The sequence below is a fragment of the Afipia sp. MLSD5-FHT05B12 genome, from assembly GCF_058793355.1.
In genome coordinates, this window is sequence record NZ_JBXAFS010000012.1 from 1 (window position 1) to 26,506 (window position 26,506).

The window sequence follows — 26,506 nt, forward strand, 5'->3', positions numbered from 1 at the left end:
GGAGGATCGACTACAACACCAACCGACCACACACGAGCCTCAACGGGCTCACACCAACCGAGTTTGCAACCCGCCCCGACAGGGGGCAGAACCAGAACAGACTCTCCTTATAAACGAGGGCAAACAGGGGAGCAGGTCACTTGGTTGTGATTTATGGGTTCTGACATTGATAACTCCAGCATTCGAGCCGCAGCTCGTGAGGGAGTCATCGAAATTGCACACAATTTCCACGGAGTCAGCCAGACCGAATCACGCTAGCCAACGAGAGCAACAGGATATCTTGCTTCGGCGAACCGTTTTTCAAATTGGCTGTATCTGATCGTTATTCGTTTTCCACCGACGAAAAAAAGATAGCTGTAATACCTTAAGGCCCATTTCTTGCCTTTTGGTACGTTCAATACTTCTTCGACGAATCCGTCATCTGAAACAGATACGCAAAGATGCCTTAGTTCTTTCCAAACCAGTTTCTGGCCGAGCGCGCGAATTGGGCGAATAAATTCACGTTGAAATCCGGAAGGTGTTCTCAGCGCCCGCAAAGGGCGGTGCTTTGGTGGTGCAGGAAGGATCGGCCCAATTCGGTAGGTGCTCTCACGCGATAGGACTGACTTAGCTATCTGTGAATAGCGATGTCTCTCGTTCGCGAGGCTATGATATGCATTCCGAAAGTATGTCTCTGTTGATTTAAGCGAGCGCGTTGCTTGATCATGGTTCATTGCTTCCGATGCTCTACGGCACACCTCATCGATCTTTAGGTAAGCCTTGAAGTCATCACGGATCTTTGAGTTGATTTTTAAATTCTGAATGTTGATCGCAGCAAGTTTGTTCATCTTCATTACTCCGTACGCCCGAAAACAAGTGTGCTAGCTAATGAAAAGTTCAATATGTGTCTAATTCCAAAATTCGCATAATAATTTCTATGGAATTCACGGTCAGTAGAAGAGCATGGCATCTTGACGTAGTCATTCAGCCGCGTGTTTAGCAACCATGGATTGGCTTCAAAGACGAAGCTCGGCGTCGTGCTGCTGTAGTGTTTGGATTGTTGGGCGGTCCACCACCTGAATATTGCGGTAACCTGCTGGCGAATGGGAGTCTTCGCAAGGGTGAGCGCCAACTGGTGTCGTGATGCTCACAAAATGGGCCCCAGAACGGAGTTTTCCGGCACGTAATTTGCTTTGAAATAGGTATGGATATCAAACAAATACTGTATTTCAAGGCGGTAGCAGATAGCGGAAGCTTCGCGAAAGCGTCTGAGCGGTTGCACATCTCGCAACCTGCAATTAGTGCGCAGATCAGCCAGTTAGAGGCCGAACTCAACGCCGAGTTGCTGGTGCGTCATGCCCGCGGTGTCCGGTTGACTGCTGCGGGATCGATCTTTCTCGAGCACGGTCGTGACATTCTTGCCCGGATCGAGCAGGCCAGAGCGGCGGTTTCGGAGTCGACAGGTGAAGTGTCAGGTAGCGTGACAATCGCGATGATCACCACCATCGCCAATGTGGTCGCAGCCCCGCTTCTTGAGAGAGCAAAACAGTTTTATCCGAAGCTCGACGTGAGAATTTTCGAAGCTCTGAGTGGGGAAATCAGTGCATGGCACGCGGGTGCCAGGTTCGATCTTTCCATCATGTATTTGCCTGATGCGCACACAGTCGAAAACGCCGTTCCCTTTCTTCAGGAGCAGCTTTATCTTCTCGGACCGATTGACGACACGAGAGAGCAGGGATTGCCAATCTCTTTCAATGATCTGCGCAGCTTGCCTATTCATCACACCTCGAGAATTCACGCATGCCGGCTTCTACTGGATAGCACCTCCAATAAGGAGGGGGTCGATCTCAATATCATTGCAGAAATAGATTCGATCACGTTGCTCTATGAGTTTGCGGCGAAGCGTGGCGCTTTCACCATATTCCCATGCATTGGCGAACCACCGCTGTTTCAACGTGCCGTAGATTATCGCCGTATCGTCAATCCTGAAATGAATCTGCATAGCTATATTGTACCGGGCGCCAATCGTCCAAAATGCAAAACGATCGCGGCCGTCGTCAAATTGCTTTCGGGTCTTGCAGAAGAAATCTCGAACCCCGAAAGCCGCCTGGAACTCCAGTTTCACGATTAGAAGCCATTTTGCGAGTCTCGCTTTTAGTCGTTGATCCGGGACACCTGCCTCAATCAACAAGTTCGGAAAAGTTTGAAGCGCGTTGGACTTACCCGCGTTCAATAGCTGTCCACCGTGCGACCATTTTGCGGCACCCCTCAGGAAAACCTACGGCTCCCGTCGGAAATCGGTATTGGCCTGTGTGCCTGCCGTTGTGTGATGATTTTTCAACGGAGCGCTCAAGAGAAATTGTTGACTGGCCGCTCGTGTCAAACCTTGGAGACGAGATCATGAAGTATGCTTGCAAGGTCGTTACGGCAGCAATGGTTGCCTTTTCAGGAGTTGCTGCGGCTCAAGACGCGACCACGCTCAACGTACCGCTGATCGTGCCCATCACCGGACTGCTCGCGATGGAGGGGACCTCACAACTCAATGGCGCTTCGCTTGCCATAGCGCACGCGCCTGCAGGATTGAAGATCAATAGCGACACGGTCGATTCAGGTACTGCTGCCGAAGGTGGGGCAAACGCACTGGAGCGCGTTGCGAGTGGAAAAGATGTGAAGTTCGTAGTCGCGCCTTTGTTTGGAACGCAGGTGCTTGCGATGCTTCCCGTGGCACTTGAATACAAGATGCCCATTCTTGCTCCGTCGGGAACGGCGCCGTTGACCGAGCAGGGCAACCCATACATGTTCCGGCTTTACCCATCGGATGCGACGTCGAAAGTAGCGCATGTACGCTATGCCGTTGATGAACTGAAAGTGAAGAAAGCTGCGATTCTCTACAACACGACCGGATACGGCCAAAGCGGCTTCAAGTTCATGTCGGAGTACTTGGCCAAGGCAGGTGGCGAAGTTGTTTTTTCGGAAGGGATCGAACTGAGCACCAAGGATATTTCGGCGACTTTGGCAAAACTTCAAGCGGCAAGGCCAGATGTTATTCTGGTCCAGATGCACAGTGCTTCTATGGCGATGGTTGTAAAGCAGGTCGCCGCCGCGGGCATCAAAATTCCGGTTATCGGAAATACGACAGTGGCGATGCCGTCAACGGCTTCACTGCTTCAACCGTCAGATCTCAAGGGTGTCTGCGGCGAAAGCGCCTCGTGGGTGGAGAAAGGTGTGAATCCAGCGACTGACCGCTTCGTCAACGATTACCTTGCGAAATACGGTGCGATGCCGGATGCCTACGCGATCCAGCAGTATGATGGTCTCATGATGGCGCTCACTGCCGTCAAGAGTGGCGCCAAGACACCAGCCGATGTTCAGAAGTACCTGTCCACGCAGGACTATCAGGGTGTGGGAATGTCGTACAAATCCGACGGTAAGGGCAACTTGGCGCATTCGGCTGTGATCGTCTGTTACGACGGTTCTTCGCTGCTGCCGAAGCTCGTCAAGCGGTACGACAACATCACCGGCTTCTAACGCGCTCTCGATTGGTTCTCCCGCCCTTCACGTCAGCTCTCAGGTCGGACGAATGATACAGCTCATCCTGAATACGATTTCACTTGGCGCGGCTTATTCGCTTCTGGCAATCGGGTTCGTGCTCGTTCTGAATGCTACTGGTGCAGTTAATCTGGCTCACGGAAGCTTCGTTGTTCTGGGCGGTTTTATCGCGGCAAGCCTGGGATCTCTTCTCAAGGTCCCAGGCATCTTCATCCTTCCGTTTGTGCTGATCGGGATGATTCTTATCGGCGGACTTCTCTCGTTGATTGCCTACTATCCTTTGCGCGATCGGCCAGCGGTATCGGTGTTCATCTCCACCATCTCTATGGGGGCGATATTTGAAACGGGAACGTTGCTGCTGTTCGGGCCGTCACCGCGAGTCGGGCCTCCAATTCTGACAAGCGGCTCCTTCCAGATCGGCGATACAGTTATCAGTGTTCAGTCGCTCTCCATTATCGTCCTCGCCATCGCGTTAGTAACCATCCAGTACCTGATCCTTTCGCGAACCGTACTTGGCAAGAAACTGCGTGCGGTCGCTCAGGATCGGGAGATGGCGATGGCTCTCGGGATGAACGTCAATCTTATGATCGTAATTACATTCGGTATCGCCGCCTCGCTCGCAGGTGCTGCCGGCCTTATGTTCGCCAATACCTTCTTCATCACACCCGGCGATGGCGAAGGTTACATCATCAAGACGTATGTCGCGGCGACAATGGGGGGCTGGGGAAGTCTTCGCGGTGCAGTGGTCGGAGCTCTAATCGTTGCGGCTTTCGAAGTTCTGATTCCCTCGATCCCGGTAATTCTACCCTGGTTGGCGGACGCCGTACCATCGTTGCGGACGGTGTTCTCCGCGACAGCCTCGACTATTTGCCTGTACGTTGCTTTTCTCGTGGTTCTCTTCTTCCGGCCGCAGGGACTGTTCGGCGAAACCGTGCAGCAGCGCGCCTAATGATTACGTCAGAAAGAATCCGGCCGGCAGTCGCAATTGCCGCCTTCTGTGCGCTCGTCGCATGGCCTCTCGTCATGTCTTCGCCTTATGAGCTTCGATTATTTACCTTGGCCGGCGTCTTTGCGATCTTAGTGATTGGCTACCAATTTATCTTTGGATATGTCGGAGAGCTGTCGCTTTCACAAGGGGCGTTCTTCGGATTTGCAGCCTATGTCACGGGCATACTCGCCGCAAAAGCGGGCTGGAATTTCCCCGAGACATTCGTTTTGTCGATTGTGAGCAGCGTCTGTCTCGCGGGCCTGATATCGATACCTATCCTGCGTCTGGCGTCGCACTATTTTGCGCTTGCCACCTTGGGCATTGGTCAGGTTCTTCTGCTGCTTGCGATCGATTGGCAGTCACTTACGAACGGCGCGATCGGTTTATCTGGTGTTCCTCTTCCTAAAGTATTCGGATGGCAGGTCACGCGCGGTTGGCCGCTTCTGTTGTTCGTGTGGATCTTTGTTCTGGTAGCTGCGGTGATTGCGTACCAGACCAAACGTGGTCTTTACGGACTCGCGTGTCACATGGTTCGGCAAAATGCTGTCGCCGCGCGGGCTTTGGCGATCAATCCCGATGCGCTTCGCTTTGCGATGTTTCTTCTGAGCGCGGCAATGGCCGGGGCGGCGGGCGCACTGCATGCGCATACCATCCGGGTTGTTTCTCCGGAGGCCCTTGATTTCAAGGTTATGATTGCGTGCCTCACGATGGCTGTGATCGGCGGCCGCACGCATGTCTGGGGAGCCATCGTAGGCGCGCTTCTGATTGTCCATCTACCGGAATGGCTGAGGGGTTTCGAGCAAGCCTATGTTCTGATCACGAGTTCTATTCTTCTCGTGATTGTGATTGTGGCGCCCGAAGGAGTTACAGGGTTAATTGAATGGGTTCTTCCGAAGAAGCGCCGAAGCAAAAGCGCGCTTACACAGAAATTGGGCGGTTTGCGTAGCGCGCCGTCGACAGGCCAGATGCTGTTGCCTTCGGAGACGCCCATTCTCTCGGTTCAGAATCTGACGAAGACGTTTGGCGGCGTGAACGCATTAGCTGGCGTCAGTTTTTCGTTGATGCGTGGGTCGATCACCGCCGTTATCGGCCCGAACGGGAGTGGCAAGACCACTTTGGTCAATTGCATTACCGGTATCTATCTCGCTGACGCGGGATCCATCGTGTTGGGAGGCAACGATATTGTTGGGATGAGTTCTGACGATATCGCGGCGCGTGGCGTGGCACGCACGTTCCAGAACCTTCGCCTTGTCGAAGATATGAGTGTTCTCGACAATGTCGCTGTTGCCCGGTTTGGGGCTGAAGGCGCGAGTCTTCGCAAGGCGCTTCTGACCGGTCGGCAAGACCTGATGCTCAATCGAGCGCGCGAGTATGCGATGCACGTGTTGCGTCGCTTTGGCTTGGAAGACATTGCGGATACCGAATGCGGTTCGCTCGCACATGGCACTAAGCGGCTGGTGGAGATCGCTCGAGCCATCTGCCTCGAACCGATGGTGCTGCTTCTAGATGAACCCGCGGCCGGCCTGAACGAAAGCGAGCAGGCTGAGCTCGCGGAGCATCTGCAGGCTCTGGCGGCACAAGGTCTCACGCTCCTGATCATCGAACACAACATGGAGTTCTTGAAGACGCTCGCCACGCATATGATTTGCCTCGACTACGGACAACTGATCGCTTCCGGACGCCCGCAGGTGATCTACAAGGACGAACGGGTGATTGAAGCTTATATCGGCTCCGGACACGTCGTGGAGCAGGGTGCATGAACAACCTGCTCGACGCAAGAAACCTGCGAGTTCAATATGGCCAGATCGTCGCATTGAACGGTGTGTCATTTCATGTGGCGCCGGGCGAGGCTGTTGCTCTCGTTGGTGCGAATGGCGCAGGCAAGACCACGCTCATCAAGACGATTGTCGGGCTCTTGCGTCCGGCCGGCGGCGAGCTTCTCTTCGATGGTTACGACGTGAGGTCGGTGAAAACGTACAGGCGTGCGCGTCTCGGCATCGGCTATGCGCCGGAGGGGCGCCGTATTTTTCCCGGTCTATCTGTCCGCGAGAATCTTGAAGTAGCGTCTTTCGAAGACGGCAAAGAAACAAGGCGGCTAATCGATGAGATGTACGCCATTTTTCCTGGCCTTGCGGAGAAGGAAAGCTCTCTTGGCTGGACCTTATCGGGCGGTCAGCAGCAGATGCTCGCGGTGTCACGCGCGCTCATGAGCCGGCCACGCCTGCTGCTGCTTGACGAGCCTTCGCTGGGACTTTCGCCGAAGCTGACGGATGAAGTTTTGTGGCGCATTCCGGAGATCGTCAAGAGTGGCACCGCAGTGATCCTTGCAGAACAGAATCTTTCGAAAGCTCTCGATGTGACGCATCGGGCTTACGTGTTGCGGATCGGTTCGATTGTACTCGAAGGCTTGGCGTCCGATCTACGATCCAATCCTTCCATTCGCAGCAGCTTTCTCGGTGGCTTGTAGTGAGGTTCCTGGCATGAGCGTGATCGAATTGTTGCATAAGCGCCGGTCGGTGCGAAGCTTTCTCAAGACGCCCGTTCAAAAGGAGGTCATTGCCGATCTGCTGCGGGCAGCTGCGCGGTCGCCGAGCGGGACCAATATGCAGCCGTGGCGCGTCTACGTCCTGACGGGCGAGGCCAAGGACAGGCTTACCCGTGAAGTGTTGGCCAAGCGGGAGCTTGAGCCCCATCGGGAAAAGCCGCCAAAACCATTCGGCGAGTACGATTACAATCCAGAACCATTGTTCGAGCCATTTCTTACCCGCCGGCGGACGGTCGGATTCAGCCTCTATCAAATCCTTGGGGTGGCGAAGGGCGACAGGGCGGCAAGTTGGGTTATCGCTGGCCGTAACTTCGAGTTTTTTGGCGCTCCGGTAGGGTTGATATTCACGATTGATAAGTCCCTGCAGCAGGGGAGCTGGCTCGACTATGGCATATTTCTGCAGTCGCTTATGCTTGCAGCCAATGATGTTGGTCTTGATACCTGCGCACAAGCTGCCTGGCGTCACTATCACGACATTATACGGCCGTTGTGCAGCATTCCGGAAAACGAGATCGTTGTTTGCGGAATGTCGCTTGGTTACGCTGATATGGATGCGCCGGCCAACAAGTTGGTGACTGAACGAGAGCCTGTTGAAGGCTTTGCCAGGTTCATCGATGCGTTGGACTCTGAAAACTCGCAAACTGCGGAGACGAGCCATGCGTCTGTCTGATTTTTTCGACAAGCAGGCGGATGCAAGGCCCAACGCTGCGGCGGTGATCTATGATGGTCTAATCTCAACGTACGGCGATATCCAGGATCAAAGCCGCAGAGTTGCGCGTGCGCTTATGGCCACTGAGCTCGATCCCGGGGCGAAGATCGCGAGTTGGATTCCGAATCATCCATCGTTCTTTGCCGTTCAGATCGGGATTCATCGTACGCCATTCGTTTGGCTGCCGCTCAATCCTCGCGCCACCGCCTCAGAATGTGCTGCGAACATGGAGGCTTTCGGCGTGGAATGGCTGTTCATCGACGCGCAGTTTGGCAAATACATCGATGTTATCCGTGCGGCAGTTCCGACGTTGCGCGGCATCGTGTCGGTGAATGGCGAGATCGCCGGTTGCAAACCTATGGAGGTATTTTGGGGTTCACCGTCTGAGGCGCCAGCCGACATCGATATCAAGCCGATGGACATGGTCACGCTGATCACCACGGGCGGTTCGACTGGGCGCCCCAAGGGAGTCATGCGCACTAGCATGAATTGGGCAACCTTGATCGTCAACTACCGGCTCAAGCTCTTTAACGGCACGTTGCCTATCAACCTTGTCGTGACACCGCTATCTCACGTGGCTGGAGAGGTCGCGCAGGCCGTGTTCGCGGAAGGTGGTGTGAACATCATTCTCGCGAAGCCAGATCCCGCGTTAATACTTGAAGCCATCGAGCATCATCAGATTACAAGTTTGTTCGTGCCCCCGACGCTTCTGTACATGATGCTTGCGAGGCATGTGCCTGGGAAGCATGATTACCGTTCATTACGTCATCTCATGTATGGTGCCGCACCGATTTCCGTCGATAAACTCCGTGAAGCCTGGTCGGTGTTTGGTCCGGTGATGACGCAGCTTTACGGGCTGATGGAGGCCACCAGCACAGTATCTATCATGGCTCCGGAAGAACATGTTGAGGCTCTTGGTCTCGGGCGTTTCGGCAGTGTGGGGCGAGGAAGTCCACTGGTCATGATTGACGTATTCGATGACAAGGGACATCGCGTGACGCCTGGCGAAAAGGGAGAAGTCGTCTGTCGAGGTCCTAACCTCTGTAAAGGGTATGAGGGGAATCCAGAGGCAACGGCGGAAGCCTTTCAGAATGGATGGTTTCATACGGGCGATATCGGCTTCAAGGATGCCGAAGGCTATCTGCATCTCGTCGATCGTAGCAAGGACCTCATTATTACAGGTGGGTTCAATATTTATCCTGGTGAGGTTGAACAGGTGCTCTGGACCCATCCGGCGATTCAGGATTGCGCGGTGATAGGCGTTCCTCACGAAAAATGGGGAGAAGCTGTTACGGCTGTCGTCGAATTGAAGCCCGGAGCAAGCGTCCTTGAGGGCGAACTCATAGCGCTTTGCAAGGATCAACTCGGAAGCATCAAGGCGCCGAAGCATGTTGAGATATGGAAGACGCTTCCGCGCAGCATCGTCGGAAAAGTTTTGAAAAAGGATATCAGGGAACATTACTGGAAAGACACCAACCGAAGCATCTAGCAACAATAGAAATCAAACCAAGGAGAGTTATCTTGACTGATGCCGCATTGAAGATTGAATCACAGAAGCAGGTCGTCAACGACGTGATTTCGAAATACCTACTGGCTGTAAAGACGTGGGACGAGAAATCATTTCGCGCCACTTTTCATCCCAAGGCGAACATCCAGCACTATTATGTCAAGGGCGATGAGATCAAAACGATCACGCTCGACGAGTTCGTCGCGTCGATTGGTTCGCTGCACGCAAAATTTGACAACGCGGAGGAGAAGGCGCGGGAGATAGAGGTGCATATTGTGGATTACCTCGCCAGCGTCCGCGTTGCTTTCAGCTTTGTGATGGGCTCTCGGACGATGGATGGGCAGGATCTGTTCAACCTCGCTTTCTGTCAGGGCGAATGGAAAATCATCCATAAAAGCTACTATCTCTGAGGCGTAAGATGAACGAGCAAGTTAAGATATCGTCGAGAAGTGGTGAGCGGTCAGCCCTGTATCGGTTGGGCGACGCCCAGCCTTTGATCGATCCGTCGGCATGGATTGCGCCCACAGCGGCCGTCATCGGCGATGTCCGTATCGGCGCTGAATCTGGTGTGTGGTTTCATTGCGTACTGCGCGGTGACGCTAACTTCATTCAGATAGGGAAGCGGACGAATATCCAGGACGGCACGATCGTGCACGTCGATCCTGGCGAGTTTGCCGTGGTGATCGGAGACGATGTTACTGTTGGGCATGCCTGCATTATCCACGGCTGCCGTCTGGAAGACACTGCGTTTGTCGGGATGGGGGCGACAGTGATGAACGGTGCTGTCATCGAGCGGGGAGGCGTGCTCGGTGCGGGCGGGCTTCTAACGGCAGGCCGACGGATTGGGGCGGGGGAACTCTGGACCGGGGCTCCCGCCAAATTGCGGCGCGTGCTGACGGATGAGGAACGAAAAGAGTTCATTTCGAATGCTCCACACTATGTTCGGAACGCTGCTCGTTTCAAAGGCGCGCTGGCTGCCATTTGAACTTTTGACGCGCGTCGCGGATGCGACGATTGGATAGTTACTGGCAGAGTTCTTGCTTCAATCTGAGTTGCGGTACTCATGTTGGGTGCGCATACTGGAGGAGAGGCATGGGTGCTTGATCTTAGTCACGCGTTTAAATGGGTTATCAGAAACTCGTTTGATTTCAAAAATCGTCAGCAGGGAGCGAAAACTCAAGGCGTCTTTCTGGAAATCGACGTCGTAGTTAGCATAGATATTCAGGAAGAAGATCCATTCTTGTTCGCTGTCCGGCATTCCGCTCCATTGGCCTTTTAAGTCATATCTTTCGACGTTAGGTACTAACGCCTTACGAGGCCATTTCGAGATTGCAGTAGTGAGATTCGCGGAATGAGCCGTTATGGAATGCCGGGTCGGCCCCAGCCATTCGGTGGGTTAAGCGGATGCAGCAATAAACAGCCTTGTAGGGAGCCTTACTGAGCAGTGATCTAAACATTCCGCCAAACTGCAAAATTGCCGCCATTTTTTCCGGCCACGCTTGGTGCGGAGTACGGCCCTTTGCTGACAGGGACTTCTGGCGATAACATTTGGTTATTGCGACGTATCAAAAAGGTATTGGCTCGCGCAAGTCTAGGACGTCACCATGGATTCATAACTATAATCTAGGGATGAAATCATGCTTACCAATAGCCTCCTCCGCGCGATCGCGGTGATTGCCGCTATTTCGTTTTCTAGCGCGGCTTTCGCGGATACCGCACAAAATCTTATCGGCACCTGGAAGTTGAAGCGCTGGGTGCTGGAGGATGTAGACTCGAAGGCTCAAAAGCCTTCGCCATTCGGCGAACGTCCTAGCGGATTTGTGATCTTCACGACGTCCAATCGTCTGGTTGCATTGATCACTGCGGAAAATCGCGCGATACCCGATGGGGTTGATGCTTCTGCGGCTAATTTCAAAACGATGTATGCGTATTCAGGTCTCTACAAGATCGATGGAGCCAATTTCATAACAAAGGTGGATATTGCAGGTGAGCCGAAGTGGATCGGCAGCGAGCAAAAGCGGGGCTACCGTTTTGAAAATGAAAATCTCATCATTGAAAGTCCAGCAACAACACAGGACGGTAAAAGCTGGCGCGGCATTCTGGTGTGGGAGCGCCAGCCTTAAGCGTCAGCTTTCCGCTGCAGAGTAGGAAAAAGGAGGGCCGCGATACGCGTTCCTCGTTTTTCAGTGATGTAGCAAAATCTAATTGCAGCATGTGCGCATAAGGAGAGGCAACCAATCTACGGTCGCCGAGAAGGTGATTAACTGACCAAATGTAGAACGACCAGGAATGTCGTGAGGGCCAGTAATCCCAACGCACCAACTTCGCTGGAAAATTTTATCATATTAATGAGTGTGACGTGTGCGACGGCATACTCGTCTCGTTGATCGACTTCGTACCGCCGCCCGCTCGCAACTTGCACCATTATCGAAAGCACAAAGATGCCTGACAAAATCAGGCCTGCGATGAAGCCGTGACCAATCAGCGCTAATCTACCATTTTCGGGATGAAGGGCGCCTTCCTGAACATAGCCGGCGGCGAGAACGCCGACCACGTTCATTAGGAGCAACGGAGCGGCGGCTAGAATCCGCTGCGGGCCGGCCCATCCAGTTTGATCGTCACTCGCTCTCATTGGTGCATTCATTCTTTTATCTCCTTCATTCACAGTATCGGAGCGCGCTCCTTAGCTCCGATATCATTGTGTTATGGGCGTCTACCCAAAAGGTATTGGCCCACACCGGCTAACTTCATCTAGGTAAGCAAGATCACATTTGACAGTTTTGCAACATGTCGAATGGTGATGCTGAGAAGACCGGAACGATCCGGCTGCAGCTAGACCGAACGGAGGAAGCTATGATCGCAGCTCTTGTGCTGTTTTGGGTGCCTGCCGGCACGACATTGCCTCAAATCACAGAATCCTTCGAGCAATCTGCGCCGCGATTTTGCGGCCTGCCAGGATTGATTAGCAAGCAGTACTTATTCGACGGGGAAACGCGCGCGGGCGCATTTTACCTGTGGTCTTCGCGAGAACTGGTTACTGCCTTCTTCGACGATAAATGGAAGCAGGCGCTTACAGAGCGTTATGGATCGCCTCCCTCGTTGTCTCTCTTCGAGGTGCCCGTCTCCATAGATAACAGCGCGGGCAAATAGGCCCGTAAATTCCACGTTATCTCAACCGCTAAAATGCAGGATTCAGACATGCTTATTCCGGTGAATCAGAAAGCCATTCGCGAAGCCAGCTCGAAACTCTCGAATTGGGGCCGTTGGGGAGATGACGATCAGATCGGCACTCTCAATAATATCACGCCGGGCGACATTATTGACGCGGCCAAGCTGATCCGCAAAGGCAAGGTGTTCTCACTTGGCCTCTCGTTGAAGGAACCTATCCAGTCAGGCCTCTTTGGCGGGCGATGGAATCCGATCCACACGATGCTCGCAACCGGAACGGATGCGGCCGCGGGCAACCAAGACGAGCCATATCCATATTTGCGGTATGCCGACGATGCGATCAACATGCCTTGCCAAGCATCGACGCAATGGGATGCTCTTTGCCACATCTTCATCGATGACAAGATGTACAACGGTTACAGCGCTAAGCTTGTTGATGCACGAGGCGCCAAGAAGCTGGGCATCGAGCATACCCGCGATAAAATGGTCGGTCGGGGAGTGCTGCTCGATGTTGCCCGTTGGAAAGGCAAGGAAAGCCTCGACGATGGCTACGGGATCACGAACGAAGATCTCGATGGCTGTGCCAAAGCGCAGGGCATCAATGTTCGCAAGGGCGATTTCGTCTTGGTGCGCACCGGACATCAAGAGCGTTGCCTGTCGAAAGGTGACTGGGCGGGCTATGCTGGCGGCAACGCCCCAGGAATGGCCTTTGAAACCTGTTACTGGCTGCGTGATAAGGATGTGGCTGCTATCTGTTGCGACACGTGGGGATGCGAAGTCAGGCCCAACGAAACAGTCGAAGCCAATCAACCTTGGCATTGGGTCGTAATTCCCGCCATCGGCATAACCATGGGCGAAATCTTTTACATGAAAGATCTGGCGGCTGACTGCGCGGCAGACAAGGTTTACGAGTTCTTCTTCACGGCCCCCCCGTTGCATCTTCCTGGGGGGGCGGGCTCTCCAATCAACCCACAAGCTATCAAGTAAAGCGCGCACGGCTTCTTAACGGGGGCCGGCCATGACTGAAAAGAGAGGCATTCCATATGGCAAAGTTGCTTAAAAAAGGCCGTGATGCGCAGGCGCGAGCTGAAGATGACGCTCGCGTTCGGCAAACGGTAGAATCAATTCTCGCCGACATTGAAAAAAGAGGCAATGTCGCCGTACGAGAGCTATCCACCAAGTTCGATGGTTGGGCGCGCGACGACTACCGTCTTACGGACAAAGAGATCAAGGATTGCGTGTCGCAGCTCTCGAGCCGCGATTTGGATGATATCCGTTTCGCGCAAGAGCAGGTCCGTAACTTCGCGGAGCATCAGCGTGGAACGATGAAGGACATCGAGGTGGAAACTCTGCCTGGTGTCTGGCTCGGTCATAGGAATATTCCGGTCAATTCGGTCGGCTGCTATGTGCCTGGAGGCAAGTATCCACTTCTCGCATCGGCTCACATGTCGATTATTACCGCACGCGTCGCAGGTGTTGATCGGATCGTTACGTGCGCGCCACCTTTTCAAGGCAAGCCCGCTCCAGCGATTGTTGCCGCGCAACACCTTGCTGGCGCTGACATCATTTACGCGCTGGGTGGAGTGCAGGCCATCGGCGCCATTGCTCTTGGAACGGAAACGATTGACTCCGTCGATATGCTGGTTGGTCCCGGCAATGCCTTCGTGGCCGAAGCGAAGCGCCAACTTTATGGTCGGGTCGGCATCGATCTGTTTGCGGGTCCTACCGAAACACTCGTGATCGCAGATGAATCGGTCGATGGAGAGATGTGTGCGACCGATCTCCTTGGACAGGCCGAGCATGGTCCTAACTCGCCAGCGATTCTTTTGACGACTTCGGAGAAGCTGGCGAAGGAAACCCTCGCTGAGATCGAGCGACTGCTGAAGATTCTCCCAACCGCTGACGTCGCTCGTCGTGCCTGGGAAGATTACGGCGAAGTTATCCTTTGTGAAGATGAGCGCGAGATGGTGCTAGAGGCGGATCGGATCGCCTCGGAGCATGTCCAGGTGCTCACGAAAGATCCAAACTACTTCCTTGATAACATGACCAACTACGGCGCCCTTTTTCTGGGACCACGAACGAACGTTGCCTTCGGTGACAAGGTTATCGGGACCAACCATACTCTCCCGACTATGAAAGCCGCTCGGTATACAGGTGGTCTCTGGGTCGGCAAGTTTTTGAAGACGTGCACGTATCAGCGCGTTGAAACCGATGAAGCATCGGCCAAGATCGGAGAGTACTGTTCGCGGCTTTGCATGCTCGAGGGTTTTGCCGGTCACGCCGAGCAGGCGAACCTCCGCGTTCGGCGCTACGGCGGTCGCAACATTCCTTACGCGACAGCGGCTGAATGACCATGTTCTTACCAGTTACGCCGTCACTGCGAATTGATAACAAGCGTGCGCTCGTAACGGGTGCCGGCCGCGGGATCGGTTTGGCAGCAGCAGTCGCACTGGCGACAGCGGGTGCGCATGTCACTCTTGTGTCGCGGACGGCCAAAGAACTGGATGAGGCAGTAGAAGCCATCAAGCTGGTGGGCGGCTCAGCGGAGGCGCTCACGGTCGATGTGACTGATATTGATCAGATGACGCAGGCAATCGGCGCGCTGCCGATCCAGGATATCCTTGTCAACAACGCGGGGATGAACCGGCCCAAGCCGATGATCGACCTGACAGTCGACGACTACGATGCGGTCATGGGGCTCAACGTCAAAGCGGCCTTTTTTACCGCACGACTGGTTGCCCAACGGTTGCTCTCGGCGGACAGGGCTGGCTCGATCATCAACGTCTCTTCACAGATGGGGCATGTCGGCGCCGCCAACCGTACCCTTTATTGCACGTCGAAGTGGGCGATTGAGGGTATGACAAAAGCGATGGCGGTTGAGTTTGGGCCGCGCGGAATCCGCGTCAACACCATCTGCCCTACGTTTGTCGAAACGCCCATGACAAGAGATTTCCTAAGTGACGCCGAGTTCAGGCGCCAGGTTCTTGAAAAGATCAAGCTTAAGCGTCTGGGCCGCGTGGATGACGTTATGGGGGGCATTGTGTTCCTTGCGAGTGAAGCATCAAGCCTGATGACGGGATCGTCGTTGATGTTGGATGGCGGCTGGACCGCCGAATAGCGAAGTCTGGCACGACGGAGAAAAGACATGGCGATACTGTTAACCGGAGAATATCGACTGCCGATCGCACAAAACGCTGTGTATGCAGCTCTCAACGATCCGGAGATTCTTCGTAAGTGTATTCCTGGCTGCGAAGAGCTGGAGCAGCGCGAGGGGGATATTTTCGCCGCGGTTGTCAGGCTGGAGCTTGGCCCTCTGAAGACGCGCTTTCGCGGCAAAGTTAAATTGGAAGATCAGGATCCTCCCAATAGCTATCGCATCAGCGGGGAGGGCGACGGCGGCATTGCCGGGTTCGCAAAGGGTGGCGCATTCGTAAAACTCAGCCCGGACGGCGAGGGCGGAACGAAGCTCGTCTATGAGGCGGACGCCAACATCAACGGAAAGATCGCGCAGCTCGGGCAGCGCCTGATCACCAACACAAGCAAGAAAATTGTAGATCGGTTCTTCGAGAATCTCTTAGCAAATCTTCATGCGAACGCGGCCTGAGCAGCGCAATTCAGAAAGGTATACCATGGCCAAGGTTACAGAAGTCTCATTTTACAGCGAAGGTCTCAAACTCAGCGGCATTTTGTACGAACCGGATGATTTGAAGTCCGGCGAAGTCCGCCCGACGATTGTTTGCTGTCACGGCTATACCGGCGTGAAAGATGTCTATCTGCTTCCCGTCCCGGAGCGATTGGCGAAACATGGTTATGTTGCATTCGCCTTCGATCATCGCGGGTTTGGCAAGAGCGAGGGTGTGGTCGCTCGCTTGATGCCGACGGAGCAGGTCGAGGACATCCGCAACGCCGTCACCTTCATGACAACGATTCCGTCAGTCGATACCAGTCAGATTGCACTCTACGGCACGTCGTTTGGTGGCGGTAACGTGGTTGTTGCTGCGGCAACCGATGATCGCGTGTGCTGCGTCGTCTCCGTGGTGCCTGTAGCGAATGGCTATCGCTGGATGAAGAGCCTGAGGAAACATTGGGAATGGCTCAAGTTCCAGAAGGTTCTGGCGGACGATCGCGTTGAGCGCGTTCTCACCGGAAAATCCCGTCGCGTCGATGTGACCGAGCTGATGCCGGGCGACCCGCACTCGCGTCAGGTGATTCAGGAGAAGGTAAAGGCGGCGGAAAAATATACCGAGGGCTATCCGCTCGAAAACGCCGAAGCGACGATGCGTCACATTCCCGAAGATTACGTGCACGCGATTTCTCCAAGGCCGATTCTGTTTATTCATACCGAGCGGGACGGGCTTGTGCCGATCGATGAATGTTACTCGATGTTTGCCAAGGCGAACGAGCCAAAGAAGCTCGTCACCATTCCAGACGGCGACCATTACGACGTGTACGAGTTCGTAAACCCGCCTGTGTTTGAAGTGGTGATGCGTGAAACCATTGCGTGGTTTAACGCTCATCTCAAGAAGGGCGACGGGACTGTAACCGCAGCGAAAGTTGCCTAGCGACAGGAGTGCGACATGGCGTTACCCAAGTTCGATTACTTGGCGCCGAAGAGTATAGGCGAAGCCTGTGCAGCTTTGGCGGCGAACCCGGACGGCGGCAAGCTCATTGCCGGCGGCGTGTCGCTGTTACGCGTCATGAAGTTTCGGATTATGTCGCCGGATTGCTTGATCGACGTGAAATCGATCCCGGGCCTCCGATACGTCAAGTGCGACAAGGACGTGCTGCGGATCGGCGCAACCGCTACGTCGAGTGACGTTCTCAAGTCATCCGACGTAGCAGACAAGTTCCCTCTCCTTTCTCAAGCGATCGGCCGGATCGCTACAACTGCAGTGCGAAACTGGGCTACTGTCGTAGGGAATATCTGTGTGGGCCATACCGCCAGCGACCCCTCGGCCGCATTGCTTGCGCTTGACGCGGAGCTCGTCATCGCCAGTCCGAGCGGCGAGAGAACCCTGCCAATCGATCAATTCTTTCTGGGCCACATGTCTACGGCCCTGGAGGAGGCTGAACTCGTTCGCGAAATCAGGATCCCTATCCCAAAAGAGCCGGTCGGCATGGCGTATCTCGCCCACGCCGGACGCGCGGCCATGGAAACACCGCTCATTGCAGTCGGGGCGGCTCTCATGGCCAATGGCAAGGGATGCACAAGCGCGAGCATCTCGCTTGCGGGTTCGGCCGAGACGCCCATTCGCCTGACGAGGGCTGAAGAGGCCCTGATCGGCGCGAAACTCGATGATAAGGCGATTCACAACGCCGCACTGATTGCCGCCGAGGATTGCGCGCCAGACAGCGATGTCTACGCATCCGCAGAATATCGACGCCGCCTTGTTGCAGTCTACGTGCGTGACGCATTGTTGGCTGCAGCTGGTCGCATTGGCCCCGCCTAAGCGAGCAGAACAACATGCGAAGAGCACTCAATATTGAAATCAATGGCCGCAAGCAGGCTCTGGAGATTGAGCCTAACGCGCTTCTCTTGGACGTCCTGCGGCTCGGCGTCGGTCTCACCGGCACAAAAGAGGGATGCGGTGAAGGCGTGTGTGGCTCGTGCACCGTCATGGTCGATGGCGAGCTCGTGCGCTCCTGTCTGACGCTGGCGATGCAGCTTGAAGGCAAGTCGGTGACAACGATTGAAGGAATTTCGAACGGGTCCGAGCTTCATCCCATCCAGCGCCGCTTCCTGGAGCATGGAGCCGTGCAATGTGGATTCTGCTCGCCAGGCTTGATAGTGACTGCAAAAGTGCTGCTGAGCAGCAATCCAGATCCATCAGAGGACGAGGTCAGAGATGCCATCCGCGGCAACTTCTGCCGTTGCACCGGTTACGTAAAAATCATTGAGGCCATTCTCGCGGCCGCCAAGGAACTGCGGAGTGCGGCCCATGCATGACGCTCACGACAGTGCAGAGTTGGCGGTCCTCGGCAAGAATGTCATTCGCGAGGAAGGGCACGGGAAAGTCACCGGCCTGGGAAAATATGCCATCGATCTTGAAATGCCCCGCATGCTTTGGGCAAAAATCAAGCGAAGCACGCGTCCACACGCCAAGATCATCAACATTGATATCAGCCGCGCGCAAAGCCTTGCCGGTGTACATGCGGTGCTCGTCGACAAGGACTGCCCGCAGACACTGTTTGGCTTCGGCTGTTACGATGAACCTCTCCTTGCGAGAGGAAAAGTCCGATACATCGGAGAGCCCGTCGTTGCGGTCGCAGCCGAAAGCGAAGCTATCGCCGAACTGGCCTGCGACCTCATCGAGATCGATTACGAAGACCTTCCGGCCGTCTTTGACGTGCACGAGGCGTTCAAAACCAATCCGCCGGTAATTGTGCACGAAGGCCAAGAGCACTATCGGCGTGTTCCGATCGGACCACCACAATACAATCCCAAGCATCCCAACGCCTTTGGCTACTACCGCATACGCACGGGCGATGTCGATGCGGGCTTCAAGGAGGCGGACCTTGTTCTGGAAGGCACTTATACGAACGCGATGATGGGTCATGCTCCGATGGAGCGGCACAATTCGGTGTCCCTATGGGACGCTGATGGAAACGTCACCGTTTGGTCTTCATCACAAGCCGCTTATCCGCTGCTGAACCAGATCAGCGAAGCGCTCGATATTCCGCATTCGCGGATCCGCGTGATCATTCCCAAGTATGTTGGGGGTGGCTTCGGCGGAAAGATAGAAATGAAAGCCGAAGGACTTTGCGCCGTTCTTTCGCGGGCGGCTGGCAACAGGCACGTCAAGATCGTCTACACGCGCGAAGAGTCTTTGTGCTGGGCGGGTGTACAGCACCCGTTTGAAATGAAGATAAAGTCGGGCGTCAGGAAGGACGGTACGATCGTCTCATGCGAGATGTTTGTCCTGGTTAATGGCGGTGCCTACGCGCAACACGGATTCCTGGTCACCCGTCAGGCGAGCTACGGTCCGCTCGGATCCTACAGATTCCCCAACTTCAAGCTCGATAACTACGTTGTTTATACCAATCAGCCTCCGGGTGTCGCCTACAGAGGCTTTGGGAACACGCAGATCCATTTTGCGCTTGAATCCCATATCGACGAGCTCGCTGCGGCGCTCGGAATGGATACGTACGAGATCCGACGAAAGAACGTTCTTGTCGAAGGCGAGATCAACGCTGCCGGCGAGGTCCAGCATTCGGTTGCCGGAAACGAACTGCTTGATGAGATCAAGCAAGGGCTGGAGCAGCACGGCGAGCTCGTCAGGGGAGGGGAGGGACCCTGGCGCAGGGGCCGGGGCATCGCTTTTGCAAACAAGGATAGCGTTGCTCCTTCTGCATCCTCGGCAATTGTGAAGGTGCATAACGACGAGACCGTCGAGATTCGGCATAGCGCCGGAAATATCGGTCAAGGCAGTTCGACGACCCTCATTCAGATTGCGGCCGAGTTCTTCAAAGTTAAACCTGACCGGGTGAAGACGGCCGAAGTGGACACGTGGGTTACGCCTTACGATCAGCTTACAGGGTCGAGCCGCATCACATTCGCAGCAGGCAACGCCGTTATAATGGCCTGCGAGGACGTTAAGGGCCAAATACTCAAGATGGCCGCCGAAGTGATGCAGGCAAAGCCTGAAGAGCTCGATCTCGCAGATATGAAAGTCTTCGTCAGGGATAACCCTGATCGGTTCATGGCGGTCCGCGAGCTTTTCCGCACAGTGTTCTTCACGGGCTCGTTCCTTCCCACCGGCGGAGAATTGCTTGGCAAGGCGACCTTCACAGTACCGTCGAGCAAAATTGACCCAGAGACCGGCCATGCCGCTGATGACGGCATGCGCAAGATCTTCTCGTTCTGCACGCGCGCAGCGCAAGCTGTTGAAGTTGCCGTGAACATTGAGACCGGCGAGGTTAAGCTCGAGAAGATCGCCATCGCAAACGACGTGGGCCGCGCCATCAATCCAATGTCCTGCGAGGGACAGATGCACGCGGCGCTTTCGATGGGACTTGGCCAAGCGCTCTCGGAAGAGTTCCAACTGAGCGAGGGCAGCATCCGCAACGCCGATTTTTCGTCGTATCGCTTTCTTACCGCGAAAGATGCGCCGCCGAACAAGTTCGTCTCGACACATATTGTCGAAATCCCGCAATTCGACGGGCCGTATCAAGCCAAGGGCTTTTCAGAAGCAACGACGTCACCGACGGCGCCCGCAATTGCAAATGCGATCTTTGACGCTGTCGGCGTACGCGTTCGGCATATGCCGATGACGCCGGAGCGAGTTCTTGCAGCGCTTGATGAGCTGAAAGCCACCAACAAAAACTAAACGTAAACCCGAATCCGGGAGGAACAAATGACAGAAATTTCAAAGAGACTTTTTCTTTATGGAATGGGGCTTGGCTTGGGTACCCTGACTATGCCGAGCCATTTGATGGCACAAGAGGCGCCTATCAAGATCGGAACCAGCATGGCGCTCTCCGGTCCGCTTGCCAGCGGCGGACGGCAGTCCCAGTTGTCGCTTCAAATGTGGGCAGAAGACGTAAATGCGCGCGGCGGTCTGCTCGGCCGCAAGGTAGAGATCGTTGCATACGACGATCAAGGAAACCCTGCGCAGTCACCGGGAATTTTCTCCAAACTTGTGGATCTGGACAAGGTTGATCTTCTGATAGCGCCTTACGGAACGGTCCCGGCCGCGGCGATCATGCCGTCGGCGAAGGAGCGGCGGTTGCTGGTGATCGGACACATCGGTTATCAGATCAATTCCAAGGCGAAACACGATATGTGGTTCAACAACTCACCATGGAGTGATGCTGAGAGCTGGGTTGGAGGTTACTTCCGCCTTGGCACGCACGCGGGCGTGAAGAAGATCGCATTTCTGGCCGCAGATCAGGAGTTTTCCCAGAATATCCTCGCCGGCGCAAAAAAATTGTCGAAGGATGCCGGCTTTGAGGCCGTCTATGAACAGTCATACCCACCCACGACTGTTGATTTCTCGGCGATGATTCGCGCAATTCGCGCCGCTGCACCGGACATGGTCTTCGTCGCATCTTACCCCGCCGATTCAACCGCAATCATTCGAGCGGTGAATGAGATTGGTGTTGGTTCTTCCGTAAAACTCTTCGGCGGCGCTATGGTGGGATTGCAGTATGCGTCAGTCATGCAGACGCTTGGATCGCAACTCAATGGTGTTGTAAATTATCATACATACGTTCCGGAAAGCACAATGGCCTTCCCGGGTATTCAGGATTTCCTGGATCGTTTCGCCAAGCGTGCTTCCGGCGCAAACGTAGAGACGCTCGGTTATTACGTCGCTCCATTCGCATATGCCTCGGCTCAGATCTTAGAACGTGCGGTCACGGCCACGAAATCACTCAAGCATGAAATTCTTGCAGACTATCTACGCAAGAACGAGGTCAGCACGATCGTGGGCCCCATCCGCTGGGGTCCAGACGGCGAGTGGGCCAACCCACGCGTAGTCATGGTACAATTCCGGGACATCAAGGACAACGACCTCGAGCAATTCCGGCAAGAGGGCAAGCAAGTTATCGTTGAGCCTAAGGAATTTCGGACCGGGGAGTTCGTGTCCTTCCAGCAAGCGCGTAAGCGCTAGCCCCACCAACGCACGATCTTTGCGACATGGTCGGCGAGCAAGGCTCGTCGTCTGCAAGGAGCGATGTGGAGAGCATCTGATGATTTCACTCGACCTGCTGTTTGAAGCAATCGTCTTCGGTGTACTGGTAGGGTGCTTTTATGGGGCACTCAGCCTAGGACTCTCGATCTCGTTCGGACTGCTGGACGTGCCGCATATTGCACATGCGGCCTTCCTGGTGCTTGCTGCTTATATGGTATTTCTTCTCGGGACTTACGGTTTTGATCCGCTAGTCGCGGCTCTGTTCATCATACTTCCTTTTTTTGTTTTCGGTGTTCTGGTCTACCGGCTTTATTACGAGGCTTTCGAAAAGCGCGGGGCCGATGCCGGCGTCCGGGGCATTGCTTTCTTCTTCGGTATTGCATTCATCGTTCAAGTATTCCTTTCGATGACCTTTGGCTTGGACCAACGCACGGCGACGGCAACGTATATTGGCAATAGTTTTGCGGTCGGTGAGATGCGCTTGCCCTGGCGTCTGATCGTGGCTCTTCTCGTGGCGATCGGCGCGACACTGATTTTGAAACTCTACCTGTCGAACACGCTGCAGGGGCGGGCAATCCGCGCGGTTGCTCAGGATGCCTGGGCGTTGCGCATTGTCGGCGTCAACCCTGTGCTTACAAAACAATGGGCGTTTGGCTTGGCCACCGCGGTTGCGGCGATCGGCGGAGCTTTGCTGATCATTGTAAGCCCGGTCGAGCCCAGTCTCGACCGCATATACATCGGCCGCACATTTTGCGTTGTCGTGCTGGCAGGGTTGGGCAGCGTCACTGGCACGCTCGTCGCCGGTATCATCCTCGGCGTAATTGAATCTCTCGTCCTCACCATGTTCGGGGCCTCATGGGCACCTGCGGTCGCCTATGGTCTCCTTCTTTTGGTCTTGGGCATTCGACCACAAGGATTGTTCGGCCGATGAAAACCAACTCCATAGTTCTCGGGATCGTCGCGATAGCGCTCCCAATCGTTGCATATCTCTTGCCGGCACTCGGCCTCAACGAATACTACCTTTACGTGAGCTATATCGTTCTGCAGTATGTGGTGCTCGCGACGGCGTGGAACGTGCTTGGGGGCTATGCCGGGTATGTAAACTTCGGAACGGGTGCGTTTTTTGGTGTCGGCGCGTACGCCGCTCTCTTCCTTATGCTCGCCTTTCAGGCTCCGCTTATCGTACAGATCGCAGGTGCGGCGATCATTGGAGCCTCACTCGGCGTCGGCGTCGGTCTCCTGACGCTTCGGCTAAAGGGAATCTTTTTCTCGATTGCGACCATTGCTGTGGCGATCGTCATCGAGACTTTCATACTGAATTGGCGCTTTGTCGGCGGCGCTGCGGGTATGCAAATCATCCGGCCTCCCGTACCCCTCGGATTCGAGACTTACACGCGACTTCTTTTGGTCACCATGATGATTCTTGCGGTGTTTTCGCTTGCGGTAGCGCGTTACATCCAGAACTCGTGGCTGGGGCGCGGCCTGCAGGCATTGCGCGATGCTGAGGTGGCGGCCGAATGTTCGGGCGTGCCGACATTGCGGCTGAAGCTGACCGCGTGTGCGCTGTCGGGAGGGCTTATGGCGATGGCTGGATCGACGCTGCCTCTCTATTCCAGCTTCATCGAGCCGCACTCCGCGTTCAGTCTGAACTACTCAGTGATGGCACTTTCAATGGCGGTGATTGGCGGAATGTCCAGATGGTGGGGACCGGCGCTCGGCGCCATCGTGATTGCAGCCAGCCAGCAATTTGCTGTTTCCGCCAGCCCTGAGAAACATCTGCTTATCGTTGGCCTTTCGCTGATTATCTTCGTCGTGATCGCGCCTTCGGGCTTGGTGGGCTCCGTCCAGTGGTTGCGAAAGTGGCTGTCGCCGGCCGCTTCTGACGGGCGTCTGAGTGAAAGGTTGGGTAAGCCATGACCGCATTTCTGCACGTCCGCGATGTCACGAAGACATTCTTTGGCTTTACGGCGCTTTCCAATGTGAACCTGAATGTCACAAGCGGCGAACGACTTGGACTCATCGGGCCGAACGGCTCGGGAAAAACGACGTTGATCAATTGTATTTCCGGCGCCCTGCAAATTGATACCGGAGAAATTCAATTTGAAGGATCAACCATTTCCAAGATGGCGCCTCATCAAAGGGCAAAACGAGGCATTGCACGGACGTTTCAGATCCCGAAGCCATTCCACTCGATGACGGTTGCTGAAAACTTGATGGTACCTTTGGAGTACATCGTTCATGAATTGATCGACGTCTCCAATGAGGATTCGATCTACCAGGAAGCGAGTGAGATATTAGCGCGTGTCAGGCTCGACGATCGACGCCATGCACATCCAGGCGATCTGTCTCAAGTCGAGCTGCGTAAACTTGAGCTCGCACGCGCAATCGCTGCACGACCGAAATTGCTTATCTGCGACGAGGCGATGGCTGGTCTGGCCATGAAGGAAGTAAATGAAATTCTGGATATCCTGCTTGAGTTGAACGGGGCAGGGATCACCATCATCATGATTGAGCACATTATGCAGGCGGTCATGCGTTTCTCACAAAGGATTGTTTGTCTGAGCGCCGGGCAGATCATCTGTGATGACCTTCCCGACAAGGTCATGGCGAACGCCGAAGTCAGGAGAGCTTACCTTGGCAGTTAAGATCGTCGTCAGCGACCTCCACGCGGGTTACGGTCCTGTGCAAGTCTTGCACGGACTGTCACTGGAAGTCCGCGATGGAGAAACGGTAGCGCTCCTCGGAACAAACGGAAACGGCAAAAGCACATTGATGAAGTGCTTGATCGGGGATGTTCGGCCGACGCAAGGGCAAGTGAGTTTGGAGATTGATGGGGAAGTCGTCGATTTGTCTCGCCTCACAACGGAGCAGATTGTCGAACGAGGGGTAAGCATTGTACCGGAAGGCCGCCGGCTCTTTCCGTTGCTGACTGTAGAGGAAAACCTGCTTCTCGGCGGATACAGAAAAGAAGCACGCAAGCGCACCAAGGAGAACCTTGAGTATTGCTTCGAGTCATTTCCGATCTTGAAAGAACGGCGGCGGCAGCCCGCAGGCTCGATGTCGGGTGGCCAGCAACAAATGCTGGCCTTGGGCAGGGCCCTGATGTCTTCTCCTCGCGTTCTGTTGGTAGACGAGCCCTCGGTCGGACTTGCACCCATCATGGTGACGCAAGCAATTACAAAGATCGGTGAGCTGAAGAAGCGTTTCGGCTTGACGGTTATTATGGCCGAACAGAATTTCGAAGAGGCTCTGAGGATCGCCGACCGCGGCTACGTCCTGGTGCATGGTCACATTGCGTTTGCAGCTGACAGTGCGGCCGAGCTGAGAAACAGCGATCTCATTGGAGAGCTATATCTGGGTACACACGCGTCAAAGTGATTCAGCCAGGATTGCGCTGGTCCAGCTACCATTCTCGATCTTCTTTCGAATAATATCGAGCAGTAGTTGGCGGAAAAGCTTTGCCGGGAGGGGCAGCTCTCCCGCTGCCGGCCGGATGAACGCCCAGTTCACGTGAAGCCCCTCGATGGGACTGGCAGAAATGTCACCCTGCTTGAGCGAAGACTGGATGGCACAGTAGGGGAGGATACTATACGCCGTTCCCCGCGCGACCAGGCCCGAGATCATGCGCGTTGAATTGCTATCTGCGAGTATGCGCATCGATATTTCTGCACGCTCAAACGCAGTTTCAATGGCCAGACGAAAGTTATTCATTCGATTGGTGAGAATGAGCGGCTTGTTCTCGGCAGCCTTTAAGGTGACGGATTTCGAAGGTGACAAGCCCGCCGAAGCTGGCGCCGCAAGGAATAGACCCTCAGTGAAGAGACGCTCAGCGTTCACGCCGGGTGTGTCGTCCAAAACAACGACGGCACAGTCAAGTTTCCGCTGCTGCACGTCGCTTGCCAGGTCAATGCTGATGCCTTCGCGCACGTGCAAGTGGACGTCCGAATATCGGCGGCAGTACTCATCGATCAACTCAAGACTGATGAACTGGCCGATTGCCGGCGGCAATCCGACGGTGAGATGCCCCCTGGGCGACGACTGATCCGCGACAACTTCCCGCAGCTTGTCAAATTGATACACGACCGACGTGGCGTGCTCTTTCAGAGCCCGTCCAGCTTCAGTTAATTCGACGCCGTGACCGGATCGGGTGAAAAGGGCTTCTCCCAGATCCTCCTCGAGAAGCCGTATTTGACGGGACAATGCAGGCTGCGCGATGTTGAGAACATCTGACGCCCTCGTCAGATTTCCGAGTTCCGCCACTTGGAGGAAGTAGCGGATCTGCCTTAAATTCATAAACTTATGCTCTTCGGTCTTAGGAAATCAGTTCTTGGTACAAATTAGCATTTTATCAAAAACAAGTCAGCGGTTATTGAAATCTAATTCAGCTTCAAAGTATATCGCGATAGGAATGATTACCCAGAACTATTTG

The 26,506-nt window shown here is 54.8% G+C and carries 29 protein-coding genes; 25 read left to right on the forward strand and 4 right to left on the reverse strand.

Going from position 1 to position 26,506, the window contains the following annotated elements; all coding sequences use genetic code 11:
* The coding region (locus tag AC1Q6J_RS15810; protein ID WP_492280280.1) for an integrase core domain-containing protein at positions 1 to 113 on the forward strand (113 nt) is incomplete at its 5' end.
* Between the two features lie 141 nt (positions 114 to 254).
* Here AC1Q6J_RS15810 and AC1Q6J_RS15815 read toward each other — a convergent pair.
* A complete protein-coding gene (locus AC1Q6J_RS15815; RefSeq protein WP_492280165.1) occupies positions 255 to 827 on the reverse strand; it encodes a hypothetical protein in 573 nt (190 codons plus the stop codon).
* 356 nt (positions 828 to 1,183) lie between these two features.
* On the opposite strand from AC1Q6J_RS15815, the gene AC1Q6J_RS15820 reads away from it, so the two are divergent.
* The 9 genes from AC1Q6J_RS15820 to AC1Q6J_RS15860 all read left to right on the forward strand — a co-directional run bounded on the left by AC1Q6J_RS15820 (position 1,184) and on the right by AC1Q6J_RS15860 (position 10,262).
* Complete coding sequence (locus tag AC1Q6J_RS15820; protein ID WP_492280166.1) at positions 1,184 to 2,110, forward strand: LysR family transcriptional regulator; 927 nt, start codon at positions 1,184 to 1,186, stop codon at positions 2,108 to 2,110.
* Between the two features lie 269 nt (positions 2,111 to 2,379).
* Entirely contained in the window at positions 2,380 to 3,507 is a 1,128-nt protein-coding gene (locus AC1Q6J_RS15825; protein WP_492280167.1) for an ABC transporter substrate-binding protein, read from the forward strand.
* A 52-nt stretch (positions 3,508 to 3,559) separates the two neighbouring features.
* A complete protein-coding gene (locus tag AC1Q6J_RS15830) occupies positions 3,560 to 4,477 on the forward strand; it encodes a branched-chain amino acid ABC transporter permease (RefSeq protein WP_492280168.1) in 918 nt (305 codons plus the stop codon).
* A 74-nt stretch (positions 4,478 to 4,551) separates the two neighbouring features.
* On the forward strand, positions 4,552 to 6,276 hold the full coding sequence (locus AC1Q6J_RS15835) for a branched-chain amino acid ABC transporter ATP-binding protein/permease (RefSeq protein WP_492280169.1): 1,725 nt from the start codon (positions 4,552 to 4,554) through the stop codon (positions 6,274 to 6,276).
* A complete protein-coding gene (locus tag AC1Q6J_RS15840) occupies positions 6,273 to 6,983 on the forward strand; it encodes an ABC transporter ATP-binding protein (RefSeq protein ID WP_492280170.1) in 711 nt (236 codons plus the stop codon). Before AC1Q6J_RS15835 ends, AC1Q6J_RS15840 begins: the two co-directional genes overlap by 4 nt.
* A 13-nt stretch (positions 6,984 to 6,996) precedes the next feature.
* Entirely contained in the window at positions 6,997 to 7,731 is a 735-nt protein-coding gene (locus AC1Q6J_RS15845) for a nitroreductase (protein ID WP_492280171.1), read from the forward strand.
* A complete protein-coding gene (locus tag AC1Q6J_RS15850) occupies positions 7,718 to 9,259 on the forward strand; it encodes an AMP-binding protein (RefSeq protein WP_492280172.1) in 1,542 nt (513 codons plus the stop codon). The genes AC1Q6J_RS15845 and AC1Q6J_RS15850 overlap by 14 nt, the downstream gene beginning before the upstream one ends.
* A 32-nt stretch (positions 9,260 to 9,291) precedes the next feature.
* Positions 9,292 to 9,687 carry a nuclear transport factor 2 family protein gene (locus AC1Q6J_RS15855; protein ID WP_492280173.1) on the forward strand — a complete coding sequence of 132 codons (396 nt, stop codon included), beginning with the start codon at positions 9,292 to 9,294 and terminating at the stop codon, positions 9,685 to 9,687.
* Between the two features lie 8 nt (positions 9,688 to 9,695).
* Positions 9,696 to 10,262 carry a gamma carbonic anhydrase family protein gene (locus tag AC1Q6J_RS15860; protein WP_492280174.1) on the forward strand — a complete coding sequence of 189 codons (567 nt, stop codon included), beginning with the start codon at positions 9,696 to 9,698 and terminating at the stop codon, positions 10,260 to 10,262.
* 57 nt (positions 10,263 to 10,319) lie between these two features.
* On the opposite strand, the gene AC1Q6J_RS15865 is transcribed toward AC1Q6J_RS15860, so the two are convergent.
* Entirely contained in the window at positions 10,320 to 10,535 is a 216-nt protein-coding gene (locus AC1Q6J_RS15865; protein ID WP_492280175.1) for a hypothetical protein, read from the reverse strand.
* A 379-nt stretch (positions 10,536 to 10,914) separates the two neighbouring features.
* Between AC1Q6J_RS15865 and AC1Q6J_RS15870 the strand changes: the two genes are divergently transcribed.
* On the forward strand, positions 10,915 to 11,400 hold the full coding sequence (locus AC1Q6J_RS15870; RefSeq protein WP_492280176.1) for a lipocalin-like domain-containing protein: 486 nt from the start codon (positions 10,915 to 10,917) through the stop codon (positions 11,398 to 11,400).
* Between the two features lie 137 nt (positions 11,401 to 11,537).
* Here AC1Q6J_RS15870 and AC1Q6J_RS15875 read toward each other — a convergent pair whose 3' ends face one another.
* On the reverse strand, positions 11,538 to 11,921 hold the full coding sequence (locus tag AC1Q6J_RS15875; protein ID WP_492280177.1) for a hypothetical protein: 384 nt from the start codon (positions 11,919 to 11,921) through the stop codon (positions 11,538 to 11,540).
* Between the two features lie 209 nt (positions 11,922 to 12,130).
* Between AC1Q6J_RS15875 and AC1Q6J_RS15880 the strand changes: the two genes are divergently transcribed.
* The 14 genes from AC1Q6J_RS15880 (at position 12,131) to AC1Q6J_RS15945 (ending at position 25,455) form a co-directional block, all read left to right on the forward strand.
* Positions 12,131 to 12,427, forward strand: coding sequence for a hypothetical protein (locus AC1Q6J_RS15880; RefSeq protein ID WP_492280178.1), 297 nt, complete (start codon positions 12,131 to 12,133; stop codon positions 12,425 to 12,427).
* A gap of 48 nt (positions 12,428 to 12,475) precedes the next feature.
* Positions 12,476 to 13,432 (forward strand): cyclase family protein, encoded by a 957-nt coding sequence (locus AC1Q6J_RS15885; protein WP_492280179.1) that lies wholly within the window; start codon positions 12,476 to 12,478, stop codon positions 13,430 to 13,432.
* Positions 13,433 to 13,488: 56 nt separating this feature from the next.
* Entirely contained in the window at positions 13,489 to 14,796 is a 1,308-nt protein-coding gene (hisD, locus tag AC1Q6J_RS15890) for a histidinol dehydrogenase (RefSeq protein WP_492280180.1), read from the forward strand.
* A 2-nt stretch (positions 14,797 to 14,798) separates the two neighbouring features.
* Positions 14,799 to 15,563: an SDR family NAD(P)-dependent oxidoreductase gene (locus AC1Q6J_RS15895; RefSeq protein WP_492280281.1), complete on the forward strand. Its 765-nt coding sequence runs from the start codon at positions 14,799 to 14,801 to the stop codon at positions 15,561 to 15,563.
* Between the two features lie 27 nt (positions 15,564 to 15,590).
* Positions 15,591 to 16,049, forward strand: coding sequence for an SRPBCC family protein (locus tag AC1Q6J_RS15900; RefSeq protein ID WP_492280181.1), 459 nt, complete (start codon positions 15,591 to 15,593; stop codon positions 16,047 to 16,049).
* A 25-nt stretch (positions 16,050 to 16,074) separates the two neighbouring features.
* Positions 16,075 to 17,007: an alpha/beta hydrolase gene (locus tag AC1Q6J_RS15905; protein ID WP_492280182.1), complete on the forward strand. Its 933-nt coding sequence runs from the start codon at positions 16,075 to 16,077 to the stop codon at positions 17,005 to 17,007.
* 15 nt (positions 17,008 to 17,022) lie between these two features.
* On the forward strand, positions 17,023 to 17,895 hold the full coding sequence (locus tag AC1Q6J_RS15910) for an FAD binding domain-containing protein (RefSeq protein WP_492280183.1): 873 nt from the start codon (positions 17,023 to 17,025) through the stop codon (positions 17,893 to 17,895).
* Between the two features lie 14 nt (positions 17,896 to 17,909).
* On the forward strand, positions 17,910 to 18,392 hold the full coding sequence (locus AC1Q6J_RS15915; RefSeq protein ID WP_492280184.1) for a (2Fe-2S)-binding protein: 483 nt from the start codon (positions 17,910 to 17,912) through the stop codon (positions 18,390 to 18,392).
* A complete protein-coding gene (locus tag AC1Q6J_RS15920) occupies positions 18,385 to 20,772 on the forward strand; it encodes a xanthine dehydrogenase family protein molybdopterin-binding subunit (RefSeq protein ID WP_492280185.1) in 2,388 nt (795 codons plus the stop codon). The genes AC1Q6J_RS15915 and AC1Q6J_RS15920 overlap by 8 nt, the downstream gene beginning before the upstream one ends.
* Before the next feature lie 27 nt (positions 20,773 to 20,799).
* Entirely contained in the window at positions 20,800 to 22,056 is a 1,257-nt protein-coding gene (locus tag AC1Q6J_RS15925; protein WP_492280186.1) for an amino acid ABC transporter substrate-binding protein, read from the forward strand.
* Positions 22,057 to 22,135: 79 nt separating this feature from the next.
* Complete coding sequence (locus AC1Q6J_RS15930) at positions 22,136 to 23,008, forward strand: branched-chain amino acid ABC transporter permease (RefSeq protein ID WP_492280187.1); 873 nt, start codon at positions 22,136 to 22,138, stop codon at positions 23,006 to 23,008.
* Positions 23,005 to 23,994 carry a branched-chain amino acid ABC transporter permease gene (locus tag AC1Q6J_RS15935; protein WP_492280188.1) on the forward strand — a complete coding sequence of 330 codons (990 nt, stop codon included), beginning with the start codon at positions 23,005 to 23,007 and terminating at the stop codon, positions 23,992 to 23,994. Before AC1Q6J_RS15930 ends, AC1Q6J_RS15935 begins: the two co-directional genes overlap by 4 nt.
* Positions 23,991 to 24,722, forward strand: coding sequence for an ABC transporter ATP-binding protein (locus AC1Q6J_RS15940; RefSeq protein ID WP_492280189.1), 732 nt, complete (start codon positions 23,991 to 23,993; stop codon positions 24,720 to 24,722). Before AC1Q6J_RS15935 ends, AC1Q6J_RS15940 begins: the two co-directional genes overlap by 4 nt.
* Entirely contained in the window at positions 24,712 to 25,455 is a 744-nt protein-coding gene (locus tag AC1Q6J_RS15945; RefSeq protein WP_492280190.1) for an ABC transporter ATP-binding protein, read from the forward strand. Before AC1Q6J_RS15940 ends, AC1Q6J_RS15945 begins: the two co-directional genes overlap by 11 nt.
* Here AC1Q6J_RS15945 and AC1Q6J_RS15950 read toward each other — a convergent pair.
* On the reverse strand, positions 25,447 to 26,370 hold the full coding sequence (locus AC1Q6J_RS15950) for a LysR family transcriptional regulator (protein WP_492280191.1): 924 nt from the start codon (positions 26,368 to 26,370) through the stop codon (positions 25,447 to 25,449). The two genes, AC1Q6J_RS15945 and AC1Q6J_RS15950, sit on opposite strands and share 9 nt — an antisense overlap.
* Positions 26,371 to 26,506 lie beyond the last annotated feature (136 nt).

What these genes read in the sequence shown, in the direction of transcription:
- AC1Q6J_RS15815 (WP_492280165.1), bottom strand. Translation starts at nt 827, where the DNA reads ATGAACAAACTTGCTGCGATCAACATTCAGAATTTAAAAATCAACTCA.
- AC1Q6J_RS15910 (WP_492280183.1), top strand. Translation starts at nt 17,023, where the DNA reads ATGGCGTTACCCAAGTTCGATTACTTGGCGCCGAAGAGTATAGGCGAA.
- AC1Q6J_RS15865 (WP_492280175.1), bottom strand. Translation starts at nt 10,535, where the DNA reads ATGCCGGACAGCGAACAAGAATGGATCTTCTTCCTGAATATCTATGCT.
- AC1Q6J_RS15870 (WP_492280176.1), top strand. Translation starts at nt 10,915, where the DNA reads ATGCTTACCAATAGCCTCCTCCGCGCGATCGCGGTGATTGCCGCTATT.
- AC1Q6J_RS15885 (WP_492280179.1), top strand. Translation starts at nt 12,476, where the DNA reads ATGCTTATTCCGGTGAATCAGAAAGCCATTCGCGAAGCCAGCTCGAAA.
- AC1Q6J_RS15925 (WP_492280186.1), top strand. Translation starts at nt 20,800, where the DNA reads ATGACAGAAATTTCAAAGAGACTTTTTCTTTATGGAATGGGGCTTGGC.
- AC1Q6J_RS15940 (WP_492280189.1), top strand. Translation starts at nt 23,991, where the DNA reads ATGACCGCATTTCTGCACGTCCGCGATGTCACGAAGACATTCTTTGGC.
- AC1Q6J_RS15920 (WP_492280185.1), top strand. Translation starts at nt 18,385, where the DNA reads ATGCATGACGCTCACGACAGTGCAGAGTTGGCGGTCCTCGGCAAGAAT.
- AC1Q6J_RS15905 (WP_492280182.1), top strand. Translation starts at nt 16,075, where the DNA reads ATGGCCAAGGTTACAGAAGTCTCATTTTACAGCGAAGGTCTCAAACTC.
- AC1Q6J_RS15915 (WP_492280184.1), top strand. Translation starts at nt 17,910, where the DNA reads ATGCGAAGAGCACTCAATATTGAAATCAATGGCCGCAAGCAGGCTCTG.
- AC1Q6J_RS15825 (WP_492280167.1), top strand. Translation starts at nt 2,380, where the DNA reads ATGAAGTATGCTTGCAAGGTCGTTACGGCAGCAATGGTTGCCTTTTCA.
- AC1Q6J_RS15875 (WP_492280177.1), bottom strand. Translation starts at nt 11,921, where the DNA reads ATGAATGCACCAATGAGAGCGAGTGACGATCAAACTGGATGGGCCGGC.
- AC1Q6J_RS15845 (WP_492280171.1), top strand. Translation starts at nt 6,997, where the DNA reads ATGAGCGTGATCGAATTGTTGCATAAGCGCCGGTCGGTGCGAAGCTTT.
- AC1Q6J_RS15840 (WP_492280170.1), top strand. Translation starts at nt 6,273, where the DNA reads ATGAACAACCTGCTCGACGCAAGAAACCTGCGAGTTCAATATGGCCAG.
- AC1Q6J_RS15820 (WP_492280166.1), top strand. Translation starts at nt 1,184, where the DNA reads ATGGATATCAAACAAATACTGTATTTCAAGGCGGTAGCAGATAGCGGA.
- AC1Q6J_RS15830 (WP_492280168.1), top strand. Translation starts at nt 3,560, where the DNA reads ATGATACAGCTCATCCTGAATACGATTTCACTTGGCGCGGCTTATTCG.
- AC1Q6J_RS15930 (WP_492280187.1), top strand. Translation starts at nt 22,136, where the DNA reads ATGATTTCACTCGACCTGCTGTTTGAAGCAATCGTCTTCGGTGTACTG.
- AC1Q6J_RS15880 (WP_492280178.1), top strand. Translation starts at nt 12,131, where the DNA reads ATGATCGCAGCTCTTGTGCTGTTTTGGGTGCCTGCCGGCACGACATTG.
- AC1Q6J_RS15860 (WP_492280174.1), top strand. Translation starts at nt 9,696, where the DNA reads ATGAACGAGCAAGTTAAGATATCGTCGAGAAGTGGTGAGCGGTCAGCC.
- AC1Q6J_RS15900 (WP_492280181.1), top strand. Translation starts at nt 15,591, where the DNA reads ATGGCGATACTGTTAACCGGAGAATATCGACTGCCGATCGCACAAAAC.
- AC1Q6J_RS15835 (WP_492280169.1), top strand. Translation starts at nt 4,552, where the DNA reads ATGTCTTCGCCTTATGAGCTTCGATTATTTACCTTGGCCGGCGTCTTT.
- AC1Q6J_RS15935 (WP_492280188.1), top strand. Translation starts at nt 23,005, where the DNA reads ATGAAAACCAACTCCATAGTTCTCGGGATCGTCGCGATAGCGCTCCCA.
- AC1Q6J_RS15895 (WP_492280281.1), top strand. Translation starts at nt 14,799, where the DNA reads ATGTTCTTACCAGTTACGCCGTCACTGCGAATTGATAACAAGCGTGCG.
- AC1Q6J_RS15850 (WP_492280172.1), top strand. Translation starts at nt 7,718, where the DNA reads ATGCGTCTGTCTGATTTTTTCGACAAGCAGGCGGATGCAAGGCCCAAC.
- AC1Q6J_RS15950 (WP_492280191.1), bottom strand. Translation starts at nt 26,370, where the DNA reads ATGAATTTAAGGCAGATCCGCTACTTCCTCCAAGTGGCGGAACTCGGA.
- hisD (WP_492280180.1), top strand. Translation starts at nt 13,489, where the DNA reads ATGGCAAAGTTGCTTAAAAAAGGCCGTGATGCGCAGGCGCGAGCTGAA.